The organism is Stenotrophomonas rhizophila, assembly GCF_000661955.1.
In the GTDB taxonomy this organism is placed as follows: Bacteria; Pseudomonadota; Gammaproteobacteria; order Xanthomonadales; family Xanthomonadaceae; genus Stenotrophomonas; species Stenotrophomonas rhizophila.
On the sequence record NZ_CP007597.1, the window covers coordinates 3,623,405 to 3,640,369 of the forward strand.

Here is a 16,965-nt window from a genome sequence, read left to right on the forward strand (position 1 = left end):
AGAGGCCAGTGAAAAAACCGGCCATGAATGCGGATATGTGCGAGCAGGCAAGAAACCGGCCTGCTGAGACAGACGATTGTAGCAACCTGGCGAAAACGCAGTCAAATGCGCACGCGCCAAGCCAGCCCTGATCCCGGGCCGTTACAGGGGAGCCTTCTCCATGCCCCCCGTTCAGGTTGTCAACCCGGTCCTTTGAGAGACCGGGCCGGCATCCTACCTCATCGGCAGCCATCCGGCCAGTGGCCGGTGGCGTCCGAGTGGCGGGGTCCGGCGGCCAATGGCCGGGGCCCTACCCTTTCGATGACCCGGCCAACGGCCGGGTCCTACCTTTTGGTCCGGCCAGGGGCCGGACCCGTTCATCACTCGTCAGCCTGCTCGGCGTCGGTCGATTCGACCGCCACTTCCGGGGCAGCCACGGCGACCGGTGCGGCCGCGACCGGGGTGCCGGCCAGGGTCTGCATTTCCGAATCGGTCAGCCCGCTCGCGTTGCGGCGGCGGTTGGCGTGGTACGACAGACCGGTACCGGCCGGGATCAGACGGCCGACGATGACGTTTTCCTTCAGACCGCGCAGGTTGTCCTTGGTGCCGCGGACGGCCGCCTCGGTCAACACGCGGGTGGTTTCCTGGAAGGAAGCAGCCGAGATGAACGATTCGGTGGCCAGCGACGCCTTGGTGATACCCAGCAGGACCGGATCGAAACGGGCAATCAGCTCGTTGCGGGTGGTCAGGCGTGCATTTTCCTCGATGACGCGCTGGCGCTCGGCCTGCTCGCCATTCAGGAACTTGCTGCTGCCCTGGTCGGTGATTTCGACCTTGCGCAGCATCTGGCGGGTGATCACTTCAATGTGCTTGTCGTTGATCTTCACGCCCTGCAGGCGGTACACGTCCTGGATTTCCTTGACCAGGTAGGCCGCCAGCGGCTCGACACCCAGCAGACGCAGGATGTCCTGCGGGCTCGGCTCGCCGTCCACGATGGTTTCGCCCTTGGTCACGTGTTCGCCTTCGAACACGATCACCTGACGGTACTTCGGGATCAGCTCTTCGTGTTCCGAACCATCGGTGTCCTTGATGATCAGGCGCTGCTTGCCCTTGGTGTCCTTACCGAAGCTGATGATGCCCGAACGCTCGGCCAGGATCGCCGGATCCTTCGGCTTGCGCGCTTCGAACAAGTCGGCCACGCGCGGCAGACCACCGGTGATGTCGCGGGTCTTGGACGCTTCCTGCGGGATCTTGGCGACCACGTCACCCACGCCGACGGCGGCACCGTCCTGCAGGTTGACGATGGAGCGCGGCGGCAGCAGGTACTGGGCCGGCAGATCGGTGTTCGGGATGGTCAGGTCATTGCCCTTGGCATCCACGATACGCACGATCGGACGGAGGTCCTTGGCCTGCGAGCCACGACGCTTCGGGTCGGTGATTTCACGCGACGCCAGGCCGGTCAGTTCGTCGGTCTTCTCGATGACGGTGACGCCGTCGATGAAGTCGATGAAGCGGATGAAACCCGCCACTTCGGACACGATCGGGTGGTTATGCGGGTCCCAATTGGCGACGGTCTGGCCAGCCTTGACCGAGTCGGCGTCCTTGGAGGTGATGGTGGCACCGTAGGGCAGCTTGTAGCGCTCACGCTCACGACCGTGGGCATCGAGCACCGAGATTTCACCCGAGCGCGAGACCGCAACCAGCGAACCGCTGGCATGCGCCACCGACTTGAGGTTGTTGAACTTGACCGAACCGGTGGTCTTGACCGTGATGTTGTCCACGGCAGCCGCACGCGATGCCGCACCACCGATGTGGAACGTACGCATGGTCAGCTGGGTACCCGGCTCACCGATCGACTGGGCGGCGATGACGCCGACCGCTTCGCCGATGTTGACGATGTGGCCACGGGCCAGATCGCGGCCGTAGCAATGGGCGCACACGCCGAAGGCCGAGGCGCAGGAGATGGTCGAACGGACCTTCACCGACTGCACGCTGGCATCTTCAAGCTTGGCCACCCACGCTTCGTCCAGCAGCGTGTTGCGGGTCACGATCGGATCTTCGTCATTGCCCGGCAGGAACACGTCCTCGGCCACGACACGACCCAGCACGCGGTCCTTCAACGGCTCCACGACGTCGCCGCCTTCCACGATCGGGGTCATGGTCAGGCCTTCAGTGGTACCGCAATCCACTTCGGTGATGACCACGTCCTGCGCGACGTCCACCAGACGACGGGTCAGGTAACCCGAGTTGGCGGTCTTCAGCGCGGTATCGGCCAGACCCTTACGGGCACCGTGGGTGGAGTTGAAGTATTCCTGTACGTTCAGGCCTTCACGGAAGTTCGCCTTGATGGGCGTTTCGATGATCGAGCCATCCGGACGCGCCATCAGGCCGCGCATACCGGCCAGCTGGCGGATCTGTGCCTGCGAACCACGCGCACCGGAGTCGGCCATGATGTACAGGGAGTTCATCGACTTCTGGTCGATGGTCTCGCCCTTGGCATTGATGACCTTCTCGGTACCGATGGTGTCCATCATCGCCTTGGCGATGCGCTCATTGGTGCGCGACCAGATGTCGACCACCTTGTTGTAGCGCTCGCCGGCGGTGACCAGACCCGACTGGTACTGCTCCTGGATTTCCAGCACTTCGGCTTCGGCCTCGGTGAGGATGCCCTTCTTCTCGTCCGGGATCAGCATGTCATCGATACCGATCGACACGCCGGCGCGGGTTGCGTAGGCAAAGCCGGTGTACATCAGCTTGTCGGCGAACACGACCGTGTCCTTCAAGCCCAGCTGGCGGTAGCTGGAGTTGATCAGGCGGCTGATGTTCTTCTTGGTCAGCTCGGTGTTGGCCAGCGCGAACGGCAGGCCTTCCGGCAGGATTTCAGCCAGCAGGGCGCGACCGATCGTGGTGTCCACGATCGAGGTCTTGTTCTGCTTGTTGCCGTCTTCGTCGGTCACCACTTCGGTGATGCGGACCTTGACGCGTGCGTGCAGTTCCACCACGCGGTTGTCGTAGGCGCGCTTGACTTCGGCGATGTTGGCGAAGGCCATGCCCTCGCCCTTCTTGTTTTCCAGCGAGCGGGTCATGTAGTACAGACCCAGCACGACGTCCTGCGACGGCACGATGATCGGCTCGCCGTTGGCCGGCGACAGGATGTTGTTGGTGGACATCATCAGCGCACGCGCTTCCAGCTGGGCTTCCAGCGAGAGCGGCACGTGGACGGCCATCTGGTCACCGTCGAAGTCGGCGTTGAACGCGGTGCAGACCAGCGGGTGCAGCTGGATGGCCTTGCCTTCGATCAGCACCGGCTCGAACGCCTGGATGCCCAGACGGTGCAGGGTCGGCGCACGGTTCAGCATCACCGGATGTTCGCGGATGACCTCTTCCAGGATGTCCCAGACTTCGGCTTCTTCGCGCTCGACCAGCTTCTTGGCGGCCTTGATGGTGGTGGCCAGGCCACGACGCTGCAGCTTGGCGAACACGAACGGCTTGAACAGCTCAAGCGCCATCTTCTTCGGCAGGCCGCACTGGTGCAGGCGCAGGTACGGACCGACCACGATGACCGAACGGCCCGAGTAGTCGACGCGCTTGCCCAGCAGGTTCTGACGGAAGCGACCCTGCTTGCCCTTGATCATGTCGGCCAGCGACTTCAGCGGGCGCTTGTTGGTGCCGGTGATGGCACGGCCGCGACGGCCGTTGTCCAGCAGCGCATCGACCGATTCCTGCAGCATGCGCTTTTCATTGCGCACGATGATGTCCGGCGCGTTCAGCTCGAGCAGGCGGCGCAGGCGGTTGTTGCGGTTGATGACGCGGCGGTACAGGTCGTTCAGGTCGGAGGTCGCGAAGCGGCCACCGTCCAGCGGCACCAGCGGACGCAGGTCCGGCGGCAGCACCGGCAGCACGGTCATGACCATCCACTCCGGACGGTTGCCCGACTCGAGGAAGGCTTCGACCAGCTTGATGCGCTTGGTGAGGCGCTTGAGCTTGGTTTCCGAACCGGTGCTGGAGATTTCCTCGCGCAGGCGGGTCATTTCCGACTGCAGGTCGATGGTGCGCAGCAGCTCGTACACGGCCTCGGCGCCCATGGCGGCGTCGAAGTCGTCGCCGTGCTCCTGGCGGGCCTGCAGGTACTGTTCTTCGGTCAGCAGCTGGCGGCGCTCCAGGGCGGTCAGGCCCGGCTCGGTCACCACGTAGGCTTCGAAGTACAGCACGCGCTCGATGTCACGCAGGGTCATGTCCAGCATCAGGCCGATGCGCGACGGCAGCGACTTGAGGAACCAGATGTGCGCGACCGGCGAGGCCAGGTCGATGTGGCCCATGCGCTCGCGGCGCACCTTGGCCAGGGTGACTTCGGTGCCGCACTTTTCGCAGACCACGCCGCGGTGCTTCATGCGCTTGTACTTGCCGCACAGGCACTCGTAGTCCTTGACCGGCCCGAAGATGGCGGCGCAGAACAGGCCGTCACGCTCCGGCTTGAAGGTACGGTAGTTGATGGTTTCCGGCTTCTTCACTTCGCCGAAGGACCACGAACGGATCAGGTCCGGCGAGGCCAGCGCGATCTTGATCGCGTCGAAGTCCAGCGTCTGGCGCTGCTGGTTGAAGAGGTTCAGCAAGTCTTTCATGGTGTTTCTCCGAAAGGAGGAAATCTTGTCGATGGGCTGTCAGCGAACAAACGGGTGGCGCGGCTGCCGGGGCAGCCGCGCCTGCGCCATCAGTTGTCTTCCAGTTCCATGTTGATGGCCAGCGAGCGGATTTCCTTCACGAGAACGTTGAAGGATTCCGGCATGCCCGCGACCATCTCGTGCTCACCGTCGACGATGTTCTTGTACATCTGGTTGCGGCCCTGCACGTCATCGGACTTCACCGTCAGCATTTCCTGCAGGGTGTAGGCCGCGCCGTAGGCTTCCAGCGCCCAGACTTCCATTTCACCGAAGCGCTGGCCACCGAACTGCGCCTTGCCGCCCAGCGGCTGCTGGGTAACGAGCGAGTACGGGCCGGTCGAACGGGCGTGCATCTTGTCGTCGACCAGGTGGTTCAGCTTCAGGTAGTGCATGTAGCCCACGGTGGTGTGGCGATCGAATGCCTCACCGGTGCGGCCGTCATACAGCTGGGTCTGGCCGCTCAGCGGCAGGTCGGCCAGGGCAAGCATGTGCTTGATCTCGGCTTCGGTGGCACCGTCGAACACCGGGGTGGCCATCGGCACGCCGTCGGTCAGGTTGCCGGCCAGGCGCAGCAGCTCCTCGTCGCTGAACTGGGTCAGGTCGACGTGGTTGGCGTGCTGGGTCTTGTCGTGGTTGTAGACATCGTCCAGGAACGTGCGCAGGTCGCTGATCGCGGCCTGGGCTTCCAGCATGCCCTGGATCTTGCGACCCAGGCCCTTGGCGGCCCAGCCCAGATGCACTTCCAGGATCTGGCCGATGTTCATACGCGACGGCACGCCCAGCGGGTTCAGCACGATGTCCACGGTTTCGCCCGAGGCCATGTACGGCATGTCCTCGACCGGCACCACGTTGGAGACCACACCCTTGTTGCCGTGGCGGCCGGCCATCTTGTCACCCGGCTGGATGCGACGCTTCACGGCCAGGAACACCTTGACCATCTTCAGCACGCCCGGGGCGAGGTCGTCACCGGCGGTGATCTTGCCGCGCTTGTCGGCGAAGCGACGCTCGAATTCCTTCTCGTGCGCCTGGATCTGCTTCTGGGCGCGTTCGATGGCTTCGGAAGCGTCGTCGTCCTTCATGCGCAGCACGAACCAGTCGGCCTTCTTCAGGCCATCCAGGTACGCGTCGGTGACGGTGTCGCCCTTCTTCAGGTTGGCACCACCGTTGACCACCTTGCCCACGATCTGCGAACGCAGACGGGCGTAGATGGCGCCTTCCAGGATGCGGAACTGGTCGTCGAAGTCCTTCTTGACGCGCTTGATTTCAGACTCTTCGATCTGACGGGCGCGCTTGTCCTTCTCGATGCCGTCGCGGGTGAAGACCTGCACGTCGATGACGGTGCCGTCCATGCCCGGCGGCACGCGCAGCGAGCTGTCCTTCACGTCCGAGGCCTTCTCGCCGAAGATCGCGCGGAGCAGCTTCTCTTCCGGGGTCAGCTGGCTTTCGCCCTTCGGGGTGACCTTGCCGACCATGATGTCGCCGGCACGCACTTCGGCACCGATGTACACCACGCCCGACTCGTCCAGACGGTTCAGCGCCTGCTCGGACACGTTCGGGATGTCGGCGGAAATTTCCTCCGGCCCCAGCTTCGTGTCACGCGCAACGCAGGTCAGTTCTTCGATGTGGATCGTGGTGTAACGATCCTCTTCCACCACGCGCTCGGAAAGCAGGATGGAGTCTTCGAAGTTGTAGCCGTTCCACGGCATGAAGGCGATCAGCATGTTCTGGCCCAGGGCCAGTTCGCCGATGTCGGTGGACGGACCGTCAGCCAGCACGTCGCCACGCGCCACCACGTTGCCCACTTCCACCAGCGGACGCTGGTTGATGCAGGTGTTCTGGTTGGAGCGGGTGTACTTGATCAGGTTGTAGATATCCACGCCGGCGTCGGTCGCGTCGGTGATCTCCACTTCGTTGACCTTGACCACGATGCGGCCGGCGTCGATCTGCACGATCTCGCCACCACGACGGGCATTCACGGTCACACCGGAGTCACGGGCCACGGCGCGTTCGATACCGGTACCCACCAGCGGCTTCTGCGCACGCAGGGTCGGCACGGCCTGGCGCTGCATGTTGGCGCCCATCAGTGCACGGTTTGCGTCATCGTGCTCCAGGAACGGAACCAGCGCGGCCGCGATCGACACGGTCTGCATCGGCGAGACGTCCATGAAGTGGACTTCCGCCGGCGGCTTCAGCAGCGACTCACCCTGGAAACGGCACGGCACGAACTGCTCGGTGAGCATGCTCTTGGCATCGGTCAGGGCGTTGGCCTGGGCGATGACGTACTCGTTCTCTTCGATGGCCGACAGGAACTCGATCTCGTCGGAGACCTTGCCGTCAGCAACCTTGCGGTACGGGGTCTCGAGGAAGCCGTACTGGTTGGTGCGGGCGTACACGGCCAGCGAGTTGATCAGGCCGATGTTCGGGCCTTCCGGCGTTTCGATGGTGCAGACGCGGCCGTAATGGGTCGGATGAACGTCGCGCACTTCGAAGCCGGCACGCTCACGGGTCAGGCCGCCCGGGCCCAGGGCCGAGACGCGACGCTTGTGGGTGACTTCCGACAGCGGGTTGTTCTGATCCATGAACTGGGACAGCTGCGAGGAACCGAAGAATTCCTTGATGGCAGCGGCGACCGGCTTGGCGTTGATCAGCTCCTGCGGGGTCAGGCCTTCGGATTCGGCCATCGACAGGCGTTCCTTGACCGCGCGCTCGACGCGGACCAGGCCCACGCGGAACACGTTCTCGGCCATTTCACCGACCGAACGCACACGACGGTTGCCCAGGTGATCGATGTCATCGACCACGCCGCGACCGTTGCGGATCTCGGTCAGGACCTTGATCACTTCCAGGATGTCGGAGGTGTCGGCGTGCTCGGCGACCAGGCGCTTGGACTCTTCGTCGTTGCGCTCACCGAAGTACTTGCGGTCGTACAGCACCGCTTCGCCGGTGACAGCCTTGCGGCCGACACGACGGTTGAACTTCATGCGGCCGACCGTGGACAGGTCGTAGCGTTCGAAGGTGAAGAACAGGTTGTGGAACAGGTTCTGCGCGGCATCCTTGGTCGGCGGCTCGCCCGGACGCATCATGCGGTAGATTTCGACCAGGGCTTCCAGCTGGGTCTTGGTCGGATCGATGCGCAGGGTGTTGGACAGGTACGGGCCACGATCCAGGTCGTTCACCCACAGGGTGCCCACGGCATCGACGCCGGCCTTGCGGAAGGCCTGCAGCTGTTCGTCGGTGATTTCGTCGTTGGCCTGGGCCAGCAGTTCACCGGTGTTGGCGTCCACCACGTCGTGCGACAGGATGCGGCCGACGATGTAATCGTCCGGCACGGCCAGGGCGGCGATGCCCGAGGCTTCCAGCTGCTTGACGTGGCGCGCGGTGATGCGCTTGCCGGCTTCGACGATGACCTTGTCGCCGTCGGCCAGGTCGAAGTTCAGGGTTTCGCCGCGCAGACGCTCGGCCACCAGTTCGAGCTGCACACCTTCATCGGGGTTGATGTGGAAGGTGTTGATCTCGAAGAACTCGGCCAGCATTTCTTCATTGCTGTAGCCCAGCGCACGCAGCAGGATCGACACCGGCAGCTTGCGGCGACGATCGATACGGGTGAACAGCGCGTCCTTCGGGTCGAACTCGAAGTCCAGCCAGGAGCCGCGGTACGGAATGATGCGGGCGCTGTACAGCAGCTTGCCCGAGCTGTGGGTCTTGCCACGGTCGTGGTCGAAGAACACGCCCGGCGAACGGTGCAGCTGCGACACGATGACGCGCTCGGTACCGTTGACGATGAAGGTGCCGTTGTCGGTCATCAGCGGGATTTCGCCGAGGTAGACCTCCTGCTCCTTCACGTACTTGATGGCCTTGGTCGACGACTCGCGGTCGTAGATCACCAGGCGCACGGTCACGCGCAGCGGCGCGCCGTAGCTCATGCCGCGCTGGCGGCATTCGCGCTCGTCGAAGACCGGGTCGCCGAGCTTGTAGCCGACGTATTCCAGGGCAGCGTTGCCGCTGTAGCTGGCAATCGGGAAGACCGACTTCAGGGCGGCGTGCAGGCCCAGATCACGGCGCTTGGCCGGATCAATGTTTTCCTGCAGGAATTCGCGATAGGAATCCACCTGGATGGCAAGCAGGAAAGGCACTTCGAGGATCGAGCGCTGCTTGCCGAAATCCTTGCGGATACGCTTCTTTTCGGTGAACGAATATGACGTCATGGGGTCTCACCTTGGCTGTGCGGGCCGCCGTACAGGCGCGACCCGAAGGGAACATGAAAATTGTCAGTTGGAAGTCGCTGGTATTGCCGGCACCAGCACGCCTTCTCTTGCTACTTCCAACTGCCAACTCGTCTGCATCCACTACCCTGCCGGCGCGCCAGCGGCGCTGCTGTTACAGGGTATGACCGCAGCCCGTGTTGGGCTTTACATCGGGTAATGCGTTGAAACGACCAAAGGCCGGGGGCTTACGCCCCCAGCCTTGGCTGCATCGCCGTGATTCGATGGCGAGGCAAGGAACTGCTTACTTGACTTCGACAGTCGCGCCAGCAGCTTCCAGGTCCTTCTTGAACTTGGCAGCGTCGTCCTTCGAAGCGCCTTCCTTGATCATGCCGCCGGCTTCAGCCAGGTCCTTGGCTTCCTTCAGGCCCAGGCCGGTGATGGCGCGGACAGCCTTAATCACTTCGACCTTCTTCTCGCCGGCCGACTTCAGGATGACGTCGAACTCGGTCTGCTCTTCCACGGCAGCAGCCGGGCCAGCAGCAGCAGCTGCGGCGACCGGAGCAGCGGCGGAGACGCCGAACTTCTCTTCGATGGCCTTGACCAGCTCCATCACTTCCATCAGGGACTTCTCGGCGATGGCGTCGACGATCTGTTCGTTGGTAAGGGACATTTTGATTACCTTTGGATAATTTTCTGGGTTGAGGTTCCGTCAGGAACCACGGAAACGTCGACTCAGGCGGTCTCGGCAGCCGGTTCGGCAGCATCGGCAGCGGCTTCTTCGCCACCACCCTGCTTGTCGCCGATGGCCTTGATGGCGCGGGCGAACATCGTGACCGGCTCGGTCAGGACGCGGGCCAGCATGGCCAGGGCCTGATCACGGGTCGGCAGCGAGGCCAGCACGTCAACATGGCCAGCCGGGAACAGTTCCCCGCCGATGGCCACGACCTTTGCCTGCAGCTTGTCGTTGGTCTTGGCAAAATCCTTGATCAGGCGACCGGCTGCGCCGGGCTCCTCGAGCGAGAACGCGTACAGCAGCGGACCGACGAGTGCGTCTTTGGCGCACGCGTAGTCGGTACCTTCCACTGCACGTGCCGCCAGCGTGTTCTTGACAACTTTCAAGAAAACGCCGGTTTCGCGTGCCTGCTTGCGCATCGCGGTCATCTGGGAGACCGTGGTGCCAGCGTATTCGGCTGCGATCAAGGAGTGAGCCTTGGCGGCGACTTCTGCCAGCTCCGCGACTACTTCTTGCTTCTGGGACAGATTGAGAGCCATTGCACTCCTCCAATTGAACTCCGCTTACGGCTCCTGCCGTGTGCGGTCCTGGGCGGCATCCGTCCTGGACGCCGGGAACATCGGGTTGATGTTCCAAGGGTGGGCCGTTCTAGACCTGGATGGCCAACCTGGGAGAACCCAGACGTGCGTAAACCAGAAAAACTCCAGAAGGGCACCATCTACGCAGGGTGATTCCCGAAGGAATCGATTAAGCGGTCGGTACTGCGCCGGCGGCGACTCCCTGCCAATGCGAGCATCCCTGCCCGTCGCCGGTATGTACTGACCGCGCCTGCGGTCTTTGACGGCTATCGTCACGGGGCGGACCCCACTTCGATTGCCTTCAAATATCGCGGGAGCCGGACATGCGCCCAGCCCCCGCTTGAAACACTTACTTCAGGGTCAGCGACGACTGGTCGACGGTGACGCCCGGGCCCATCGTCGAGCTGACCGATACCTTCTGCAGGTAGGTGCCCTTCGAGGTAGCCGGCTTGGCCTTGATCAGGTCCATCAGCAGCGCCTGCAGGTTCAGCTTCAACGCGTCTTCAGCGAAGTCGGCCTTACCGATGGTGCAGTGGATGATGCCGGCCTTGTCGGTGCGGTAACGCACCTGACCCGACTTGGCATTCTTGACGGCTTCGCCCGGGTTGGCCGACACGGTGCCGACCTTCGGGTTCGGCATCAGGCCGCGCGGGCCGAGCACGGTGCCCAGCTTACCCACGACGCGCATGGCGTCCGGGGTGGCGATGACGACGTCATAGTTCAGATCGCCGGCCTGCATCTTCTCGGCCAGGTCTTCCATGCCAACGGCTTCTGCGCCAGCGGCCAGGGCTTCGTCAGCCTTGGCACCGGCCGGTGCGAAGACGGCAACGCGCACGCTCTTGCCGGTACCGGACGGCAGCACGGTGGAACCGCGCACCTGCTGGTCGGACTTCTTGGCGTCCACGCCCAGGCGCACAGCAACGTCGAAGGACTCGACGAACTTGGCCTTGGTAGCGGTCTTCAGGATCTTGATCGCGTCCTCGAAGGCATATGCCTTACCCGGGACGACGGCGGCCTTGATGGCCTTCTCACGCTTGGTCTGTGCCATCTTCTTAACCCTCCACCACGAGGCCCATGGAACGGGCAGAACCGGCAATCGTGCGCACCGCGGCGTCCAGGTCGGCGGCCGTCAGGTCGGCTTCCTTGGTCTTGGCGATTTCTTCCAGCTGCTTACGGGTCACCTTGCCCACCTTTTCGGTGTTCGGGCGCTTGGAGCCCGAGGAGATGCCAGCAGCCTTCTTGAGCAGCACGGCGGCCGGGGTGCTCTTGGTGATGAAGGTGAAGGTACGGTCCGAGTAGGCCGTGATGATGACCGGCACCGGCAGACCCGGCTCCAGCTTCTGCGTGGCGGCATTGAAGGCCTTGCAGAATTCCATGATGTTCAGGCCGCGCTGACCCAGCGCAGGACCGACCGGCGGCGAGGGGTTGGCCTGACCGGCCTTCACCTGCAGCTTGATATAACCGACAACTTTCTTTGCCATGAGTATGCTCTCCGGGTGCTAGCGCCTTACGACAACAGGCTCCCCATCGGACCGGGAATCACGCGTCCCGGCATCGCGTTTTGAATTCACGCAGAAGGCCACCTCGCGGCGGCCCTTGCTTTTGCCAGCTTCCTGGCAGGAAGCCGCGCACTATATCAGGTTTTGGCGCGCCTGTCTGAATACGGCAGGGCGGCAGCGTAGAGCGAGGCTCTGCCCCGCTTCTCGGCAACGCCGGGCAGAGCCCGGCGCTACGCGCGGTCAGACGGCCTTTTCGACCTGGCCGAACTCGAGCTCGACCGGGGTGGCACGACCGAAAATCAGCACCGAGACGCGCAGACGGCTCTTCTCGTAGTTGACTTCCTCGACCACGCCATTGAAGTCGTTGAACGGGCCTTCGGTGACGCGGACCATCTGGCCCGGCTCGAACAGCACCTTCGGACGCGGCTTTTCAACACCTTCCTGAACGCGGTCCAAGATGGCAGCAGCCTCTTCGTCGCGGATCGGCAGCGGACGGTCAGCGGTACCGCCAATGAAGCCCATCACCTTGGACGTATCCTTCACCAGGTGCCAGCTTTCATTGTCGATGCGCGGAATGCCGTTTTCTTCGTGGGTCTCGATCTGGACCAGCACGTAACCCGGGAAGAACTTGCGCTCGGAACGGCGCTTCTGGCCGGAACGCATTTCGACCACTTCCTCGGTCGGGACCAGGACATCACCGAAGCGCTCCTGCATCTCGTCACGCACGATGCGATCGCGCAGAGCCTGCGCAACCGACTTTTCGAAGCCCGAATAGGCGTGAACGACGTACCAACGCTTCACTGGTTTCTCCTTATCGACCCAGGAACCACTGGGTCGCTTTCTGAATCAGGAAATCAAATCCGCCCAGCAGCAGGCTGAGGATGATCACGACAACGATCACCACCCAGGTCATGCGGATGGCTTCCTGGCGGGTCGGCCAGACTACCTTGCGCAGTTCGAAACGCGATTCGGAAAGGAATTCACGCGTGTCGCGACCTTTGCCGGTCATCAGGAACACGCCTACGCCGGCCACCAGGCCAACGACAACGGCCAGACCGCGAAGCGGACCGGCCCATGCACTCTGGGACGCATGCTCAGGGGTGCCGAACCAGTACCAAGCAAAAAGACCCGCCAGCACCAGGATGGTTGCGGCGGCGTACTTGACGATGTCACCTCCAGTGGAGGTGTTGTCTTTGGAATGCTCGATCTTGCTGTTCATCCGGCTCTGGCTGCTAAGGCGGCATGGCCGCTGGAAGGGAGAAGTGGCACGCCAGGAGGGACTCGAACCCCCAACCTGCGGTTTTGGAGACCGCTGCTCTGCCAATTGAGCTACTGGCGTACTGAAAAACTGCCTTCCCTTAGACGGCGAAGGCGGACCGAGGTTCCCGGCCCGCCATTCGCGAGACCGGCGGAGCTATGCAACCGCCGGTATTACGAAATTACGCGAGGATCTTGGAGACCACGCCGGCGCCGACGGTACGGCCGCCTTCGCGAATCGCGAAGCGCAGACCTTCGTCCATGGCGACCGGGTTGATCAGTGTGACAACCATCTTCACGTTGTCGCCCGGCATCACCATTTCCACACCTTCCGGCAGTTCGCAAGCGCCGGTGATGTCGGTGGTACGGAAGTAGAACTGCGGACGGTAGCCCTTGAAGAACGGGGTGTGACGGCCGCCCTCGTCCTTCGACAGCACGTACACTTCGGCGTCGAACTGGGTGTGCGGCTTGATCGAACCCGGCTTGGCCAGCACCTGGCCACGCTCGACGTCGTCACGCTTGGTGCCGCGCAGCAGCAGACCGGCGTTGTCGCCTGCCTGACCCTGGTCGAGCAGCTTGCGGAACATTTCCACGCCGGTGACGGTGGTCTTCTGGACCGGACGGATACCGACGATTTCGATTTCTTCGCCGACCTTGATCACGCCGCGCTCGATACGACCGGTCACCACGGTGCCGCGGCCCGAGATCGAGAACACGTCTTCCACCGGCATCAGGAACGGCTTGTCGATGTCACGCTCCGGGGTCGGGATCCAGCTGTCGAGAGCTTCGACCAGCTTGATCACGGCCGGCACGCCGATATCGCTCTGGTCGCCTTCCAGCGCCAGACGGGCCGAACCCGCGATGATCGGGGTGTCGTCGCCCGGGAAGTCGTACTTGCTCAGCAGCTCGCGGACTTCCATTTCAACCAGTTCCAGCAGCTCGGCGTCGTCCACCATGTCGGCCTTGTTCAGGAACACGACGATGTACGGCACGCCGACCTGGCGCGACAGCAGGATGTGCTCGCGGGTCTGCGGCATCGGGCCGTCAGCAGCGGAGCAGACCAGGATCGCGCCGTCCATCTGGGCGGCACCGGTGATCATGTTCTTGACGTAGTCAGCATGGCCCGGGCAATCCACGTGGGCGTAATGACGCTCGGTGGATTCGTATTCGACGTGCGCGGTCGAGATCGTGATGCCACGTGCCTTTTCTTCCGGCGCGGCGTCGATCGAGGAGTAATCCTTGAACTCGCCACCGAAGCGCTCAGCACCGATCTTGGTCAGTGCGGCGGTCAGCGTGGTCTTGCCGTGGTCGACGTGACCGATGGTGCCGACGTTGACGTGCGGCTTGGTGCGCTCGAACTTACCCTTGGCCATGGCTGCTTATCTCGAAATCGTCTGAATGGTGGCACTTAGATGGTGCTCACGAAAGGAATCGAACCTTCGACCTCCTCCTTACCAAGGAGGTGCTCTACCGACTGAGCTACGTGAGCGAGTTTTGTATTATGGCACGAATTTGATTAGATTCAAACTCATTCAATGGAGCGGGAGACGGGGATCGAACCCGCACCATCAGCTTGGAAGGCTGAGGTTCTACCATTGAACTACTCCCGCATCGGAAGCCTTTGCCACAACATGAAACTGGTGGAGGGAGGTGGATTCGAACCACCGAAGGCGTAAGCCAGCAGATTTACAGTCTGCCCCCGTTGGCCGCTTGGGTATCCCTCCTTACCACCCTGTCCCGTGGCGCCGAAGCGTTTTCGGTGTGGGGTGGAAGAGCCGTGAATTTTGGGGATAAACAGGGGCTCTGTCAACACTCTTTTTCAACTTTTTCACACGAAGTGCAAAAAGCCCTGACGTAGCGGGCTATTGCCCGGGCAGCGGCAGCGATTCGTCGGCGAAGATGGCCACGTGCGGCACGCCATCGGCGCCGATCCAGCCCCGATACATGCCCTGCGTATTGAACGGCGCAGCAACGCGACCGTCTGCCGCGAGCACGATCGCGCCGCCGTCGCCACCGAGTGCGGGAATGCGCTCGTTGATCACCGCACGTCCCGCTTCCACCGGCCCCTGCTTGAGGTACTGCATGCGCGCGCAGATGTCATGCGCGGCCGCCGTGCGGATGTAGTACTCGCCCCAACCGGTCCCCGACACCGCGCAGGCGGCGTTGGCATACGTGCCGGCGCCGATGATCGGCGAATCACCCACGCGACCGTAGCGCTTGTTGGTCATGCCGCCGGTCGAGGTACCCGCGGCAAGATGGCCCTGCGCATCCAGCGCGACCGCGCCGACGGTGCCGAAGTGGCGCGCGGTTTCCAGGTCGGCGTGCGCCTGGCCGCTGGCCTCTTCCTTGAGCGCCTTCTGCAGCTGTTGCCAGCGTTTTTCAGTGCGGAAGTAAGCCGGATCGACCAGCGCGATGCCCTGGCTGGCGGCGAAGGTTTCCGCGCCCTGCCCCACCATCATCACGTGCGCGGAGTGCTGCATCACCGCTTCGGCCAGCAGGATCGGGTTGCGCACCCGCTGCACGCCGGCCACCGCGCCGGCCTTCAGCGTGGCCCCGTCCATCAGCGACGCATCCAGTTCGTTGCGGCCGTCATGGGTGAACACCGCGCCCTTGCCGGCGTTGAAGGTGGGATCGTCCTCGAGCACGGTGATCGCCGCGGTCACCGCATCCAGCGCGGGTTTGCCGGCCGCCAGCGCCTGGTGGCCACTGAGCAGTGCCTGGCGCAACGCGGCACGCGCAGCCTTCTCTTCTGCCGGGGTCAGGTCCTTGCGCTCCACACCGGCGCCACCGTGGATGACCAGCACCGGTGCGGCGGCGGTGGCCGCCAGCGGCATCGACAGGCACAGCGACAACAGCAACGCGGTTGAACGGAACATGGGCGGCACCGGCAGGTTGGGACGCCCATCATGGCCGCAGATGCGCGGTGCGGGTAGGCCCGCGCCCTGCCCTGCCGGCGCGCGTGCGTGGCCGGGGCGTCCCCACGGCCAACGGGCGTGGGCTACCGGAGCTCGAGGCCGCCGTCGCGGATGTCGGCGGTGACCTGGAAGGCCGCGTCGTCCACGCGGAACCCGTCCAGATGCAGCAGGCTGCCACTACCCACGCCGGTGACCGGGATGGCGTGGAAGTCGAGCGGTTCGCCATCGCGGAGGCGGTCGGCGGTGTGCCGCGGCATCACCAGCCAGGCGTAGCCGCCATTCCTGCTTAGCACGCGGCCGCGCCCATCGGCTTCCACGCACAGGGCGGTGTCCTCGTCCACGCCGATGCCCACCATGTCTGCGCGCCCGGCCTGCTGCGCCGCCCGGGCCACGAACACGATCAACCGGCCAAGGCGGTCGCGCTTGCCGAAATGGGTGTCGGTGACCACGTTGGACAAGTACGGCATGGTCAGGAAGTCGCTGTCCAGGGTGACCTCGCCCCCCATCGGATCGCGCAGTGCGCGGGCCGAGGTGATGCTGCCGCCATCCATCGCGCCGTAGCTGTAACCGCCCAGGATGGCCAGGCCGGCGCTGGTGCCGGCGATCGGTCGGCCCGCACGGACGTGCGCGTTGAGCGCCTCGTTCAGCGCGGTGCCTTTCCAGAAGCGGATATAGCGGGACTGGTCGCCGCCGGCGATGAAGATCGCATCGGCCGCGGCCACTATCCGCAGCACCGCCGGATCATCGGCGCCCCGGCGGCTGTCGAAGACCACGGTCTGCACCGAGGCGGCACCGCCGATATCGCGGTACAGGCGCTCCTGCAGGTCGTCGGCGCCGGAGGCGCGCAGGATCACCACGCGCCCGTGCCCGGCGCGCTGCAGCCACCACTGGAAGGCCTCGGGAACCCATTCACCCCCGCCCATCAGCATCATGGCCGGTTCGGTGTGGGCGGCTGGCGCGGCATCGAGATCGCCCACTTCGTAGTAGCGGTAGCCAGGGTCCAGGACGGACTGTGCGTGGCTGGGCAGGGCCAGACTGAGCAGCAGCCCCAGCATCGGCGCGAACGGGCGGAAAGCCTTGTGCACGTTGATCTCCCTGAACAAAAACCGGGTGTAAGCGCTTTCACTCTTTGCCAGAG

At 63.8% G+C, this 16,965-nt stretch carries 11 protein-coding genes and 4 tRNA genes; all 15 read right to left on the reverse strand.

Annotated elements, in window-relative coordinates:
- Positions 1-359 precede the first annotated feature (359 nt).
- Positions 360-4,601 (reverse strand): DNA-directed RNA polymerase subunit beta', encoded by a 4,242-nt coding sequence (gene rpoC, locus DX03_RS15845; RefSeq protein WP_038690303.1) that lies wholly within the window; start codon positions 4,599-4,601, stop codon positions 360-362.
- A gap of 89 nt (positions 4,602-4,690) precedes the next feature.
- Positions 4,691-8,845, reverse strand: a complete 4,155-nt coding sequence (gene rpoB / locus DX03_RS15850; protein WP_038690305.1) for a DNA-directed RNA polymerase subunit beta — start codon at positions 8,843-8,845, stop codon at positions 4,691-4,693.
- Positions 8,846-9,146: 301 nt separating this feature from the next.
- Positions 9,147-9,515, reverse strand: coding sequence for a 50S ribosomal protein L7/L12 (gene rplL, locus DX03_RS15855; protein ID WP_038690307.1), 369 nt, complete (start codon positions 9,513-9,515; stop codon positions 9,147-9,149).
- A 62-nt stretch (positions 9,516-9,577) separates the two neighbouring features.
- Positions 9,578-10,117: a 50S ribosomal protein L10 gene (rplJ, locus tag DX03_RS15860; protein ID WP_038690309.1), complete on the reverse strand. Its 540-nt coding sequence runs from the start codon at positions 10,115-10,117 to the stop codon at positions 9,578-9,580.
- Positions 10,118-10,505: 388 nt separating this feature from the next.
- Positions 10,506-11,204, reverse strand: a complete 699-nt coding sequence (rplA, locus tag DX03_RS15865) for a 50S ribosomal protein L1 (protein ID WP_038690311.1) — start codon at positions 11,202-11,204, stop codon at positions 10,506-10,508.
- A gap of 4 nt (positions 11,205-11,208) precedes the next feature.
- Complete coding sequence (gene rplK / locus DX03_RS15870; protein WP_019186116.1) at positions 11,209-11,637, reverse strand: 50S ribosomal protein L11; 429 nt, start codon at positions 11,635-11,637, stop codon at positions 11,209-11,211.
- A 258-nt stretch (positions 11,638-11,895) separates the two neighbouring features.
- Entirely contained in the window at positions 11,896-12,456 is a 561-nt protein-coding gene (nusG, locus tag DX03_RS15875) for a transcription termination/antitermination protein NusG (RefSeq protein WP_017356001.1), read from the reverse strand.
- A gap of 10 nt (positions 12,457-12,466) precedes the next feature.
- The gene (gene secE / locus DX03_RS15880) at positions 12,467-12,874 is read right to left on the reverse strand and encodes a preprotein translocase subunit SecE (protein WP_038690313.1); all 408 of its coding nucleotides are present in this window, start codon (positions 12,872-12,874) and stop codon (positions 12,467-12,469) included.
- Between the two features lie 44 nt (positions 12,875-12,918).
- A tRNA-Trp gene (locus DX03_RS15885) sits at positions 12,919-12,994 on the reverse strand.
- A 100-nt stretch (positions 12,995-13,094) separates the two neighbouring features.
- Entirely contained in the window at positions 13,095-14,285 is a 1,191-nt protein-coding gene (gene tuf / locus DX03_RS15890) for an elongation factor Tu (RefSeq protein ID WP_038690301.1), read from the reverse strand.
- A gap of 40 nt (positions 14,286-14,325) precedes the next feature.
- A tRNA-Thr gene (locus DX03_RS15895) sits at positions 14,326-14,401 on the reverse strand.
- A 47-nt stretch (positions 14,402-14,448) separates the two neighbouring features.
- A tRNA-Gly gene (locus DX03_RS15900) sits at positions 14,449-14,522 on the reverse strand.
- A 28-nt stretch (positions 14,523-14,550) separates the two neighbouring features.
- Positions 14,551-14,636: transfer RNA gene (locus DX03_RS15905), tRNA-Tyr, on the reverse strand.
- A 138-nt stretch (positions 14,637-14,774) separates the two neighbouring features.
- On the reverse strand, positions 14,775-15,788 hold the full coding sequence (locus tag DX03_RS15910) for an isoaspartyl peptidase/L-asparaginase family protein (RefSeq protein ID WP_081797255.1): 1,014 nt from the start codon (positions 15,786-15,788) through the stop codon (positions 14,775-14,777).
- 122 nt (positions 15,789-15,910) lie between these two features.
- On the reverse strand, positions 15,911-16,882 hold the full coding sequence (locus DX03_RS15915) for a cyanophycinase (RefSeq protein WP_051599003.1): 972 nt from the start codon (positions 16,880-16,882) through the stop codon (positions 15,911-15,913).
- Between the last annotated feature and the right edge of the window lie 83 nt (positions 16,883-16,965).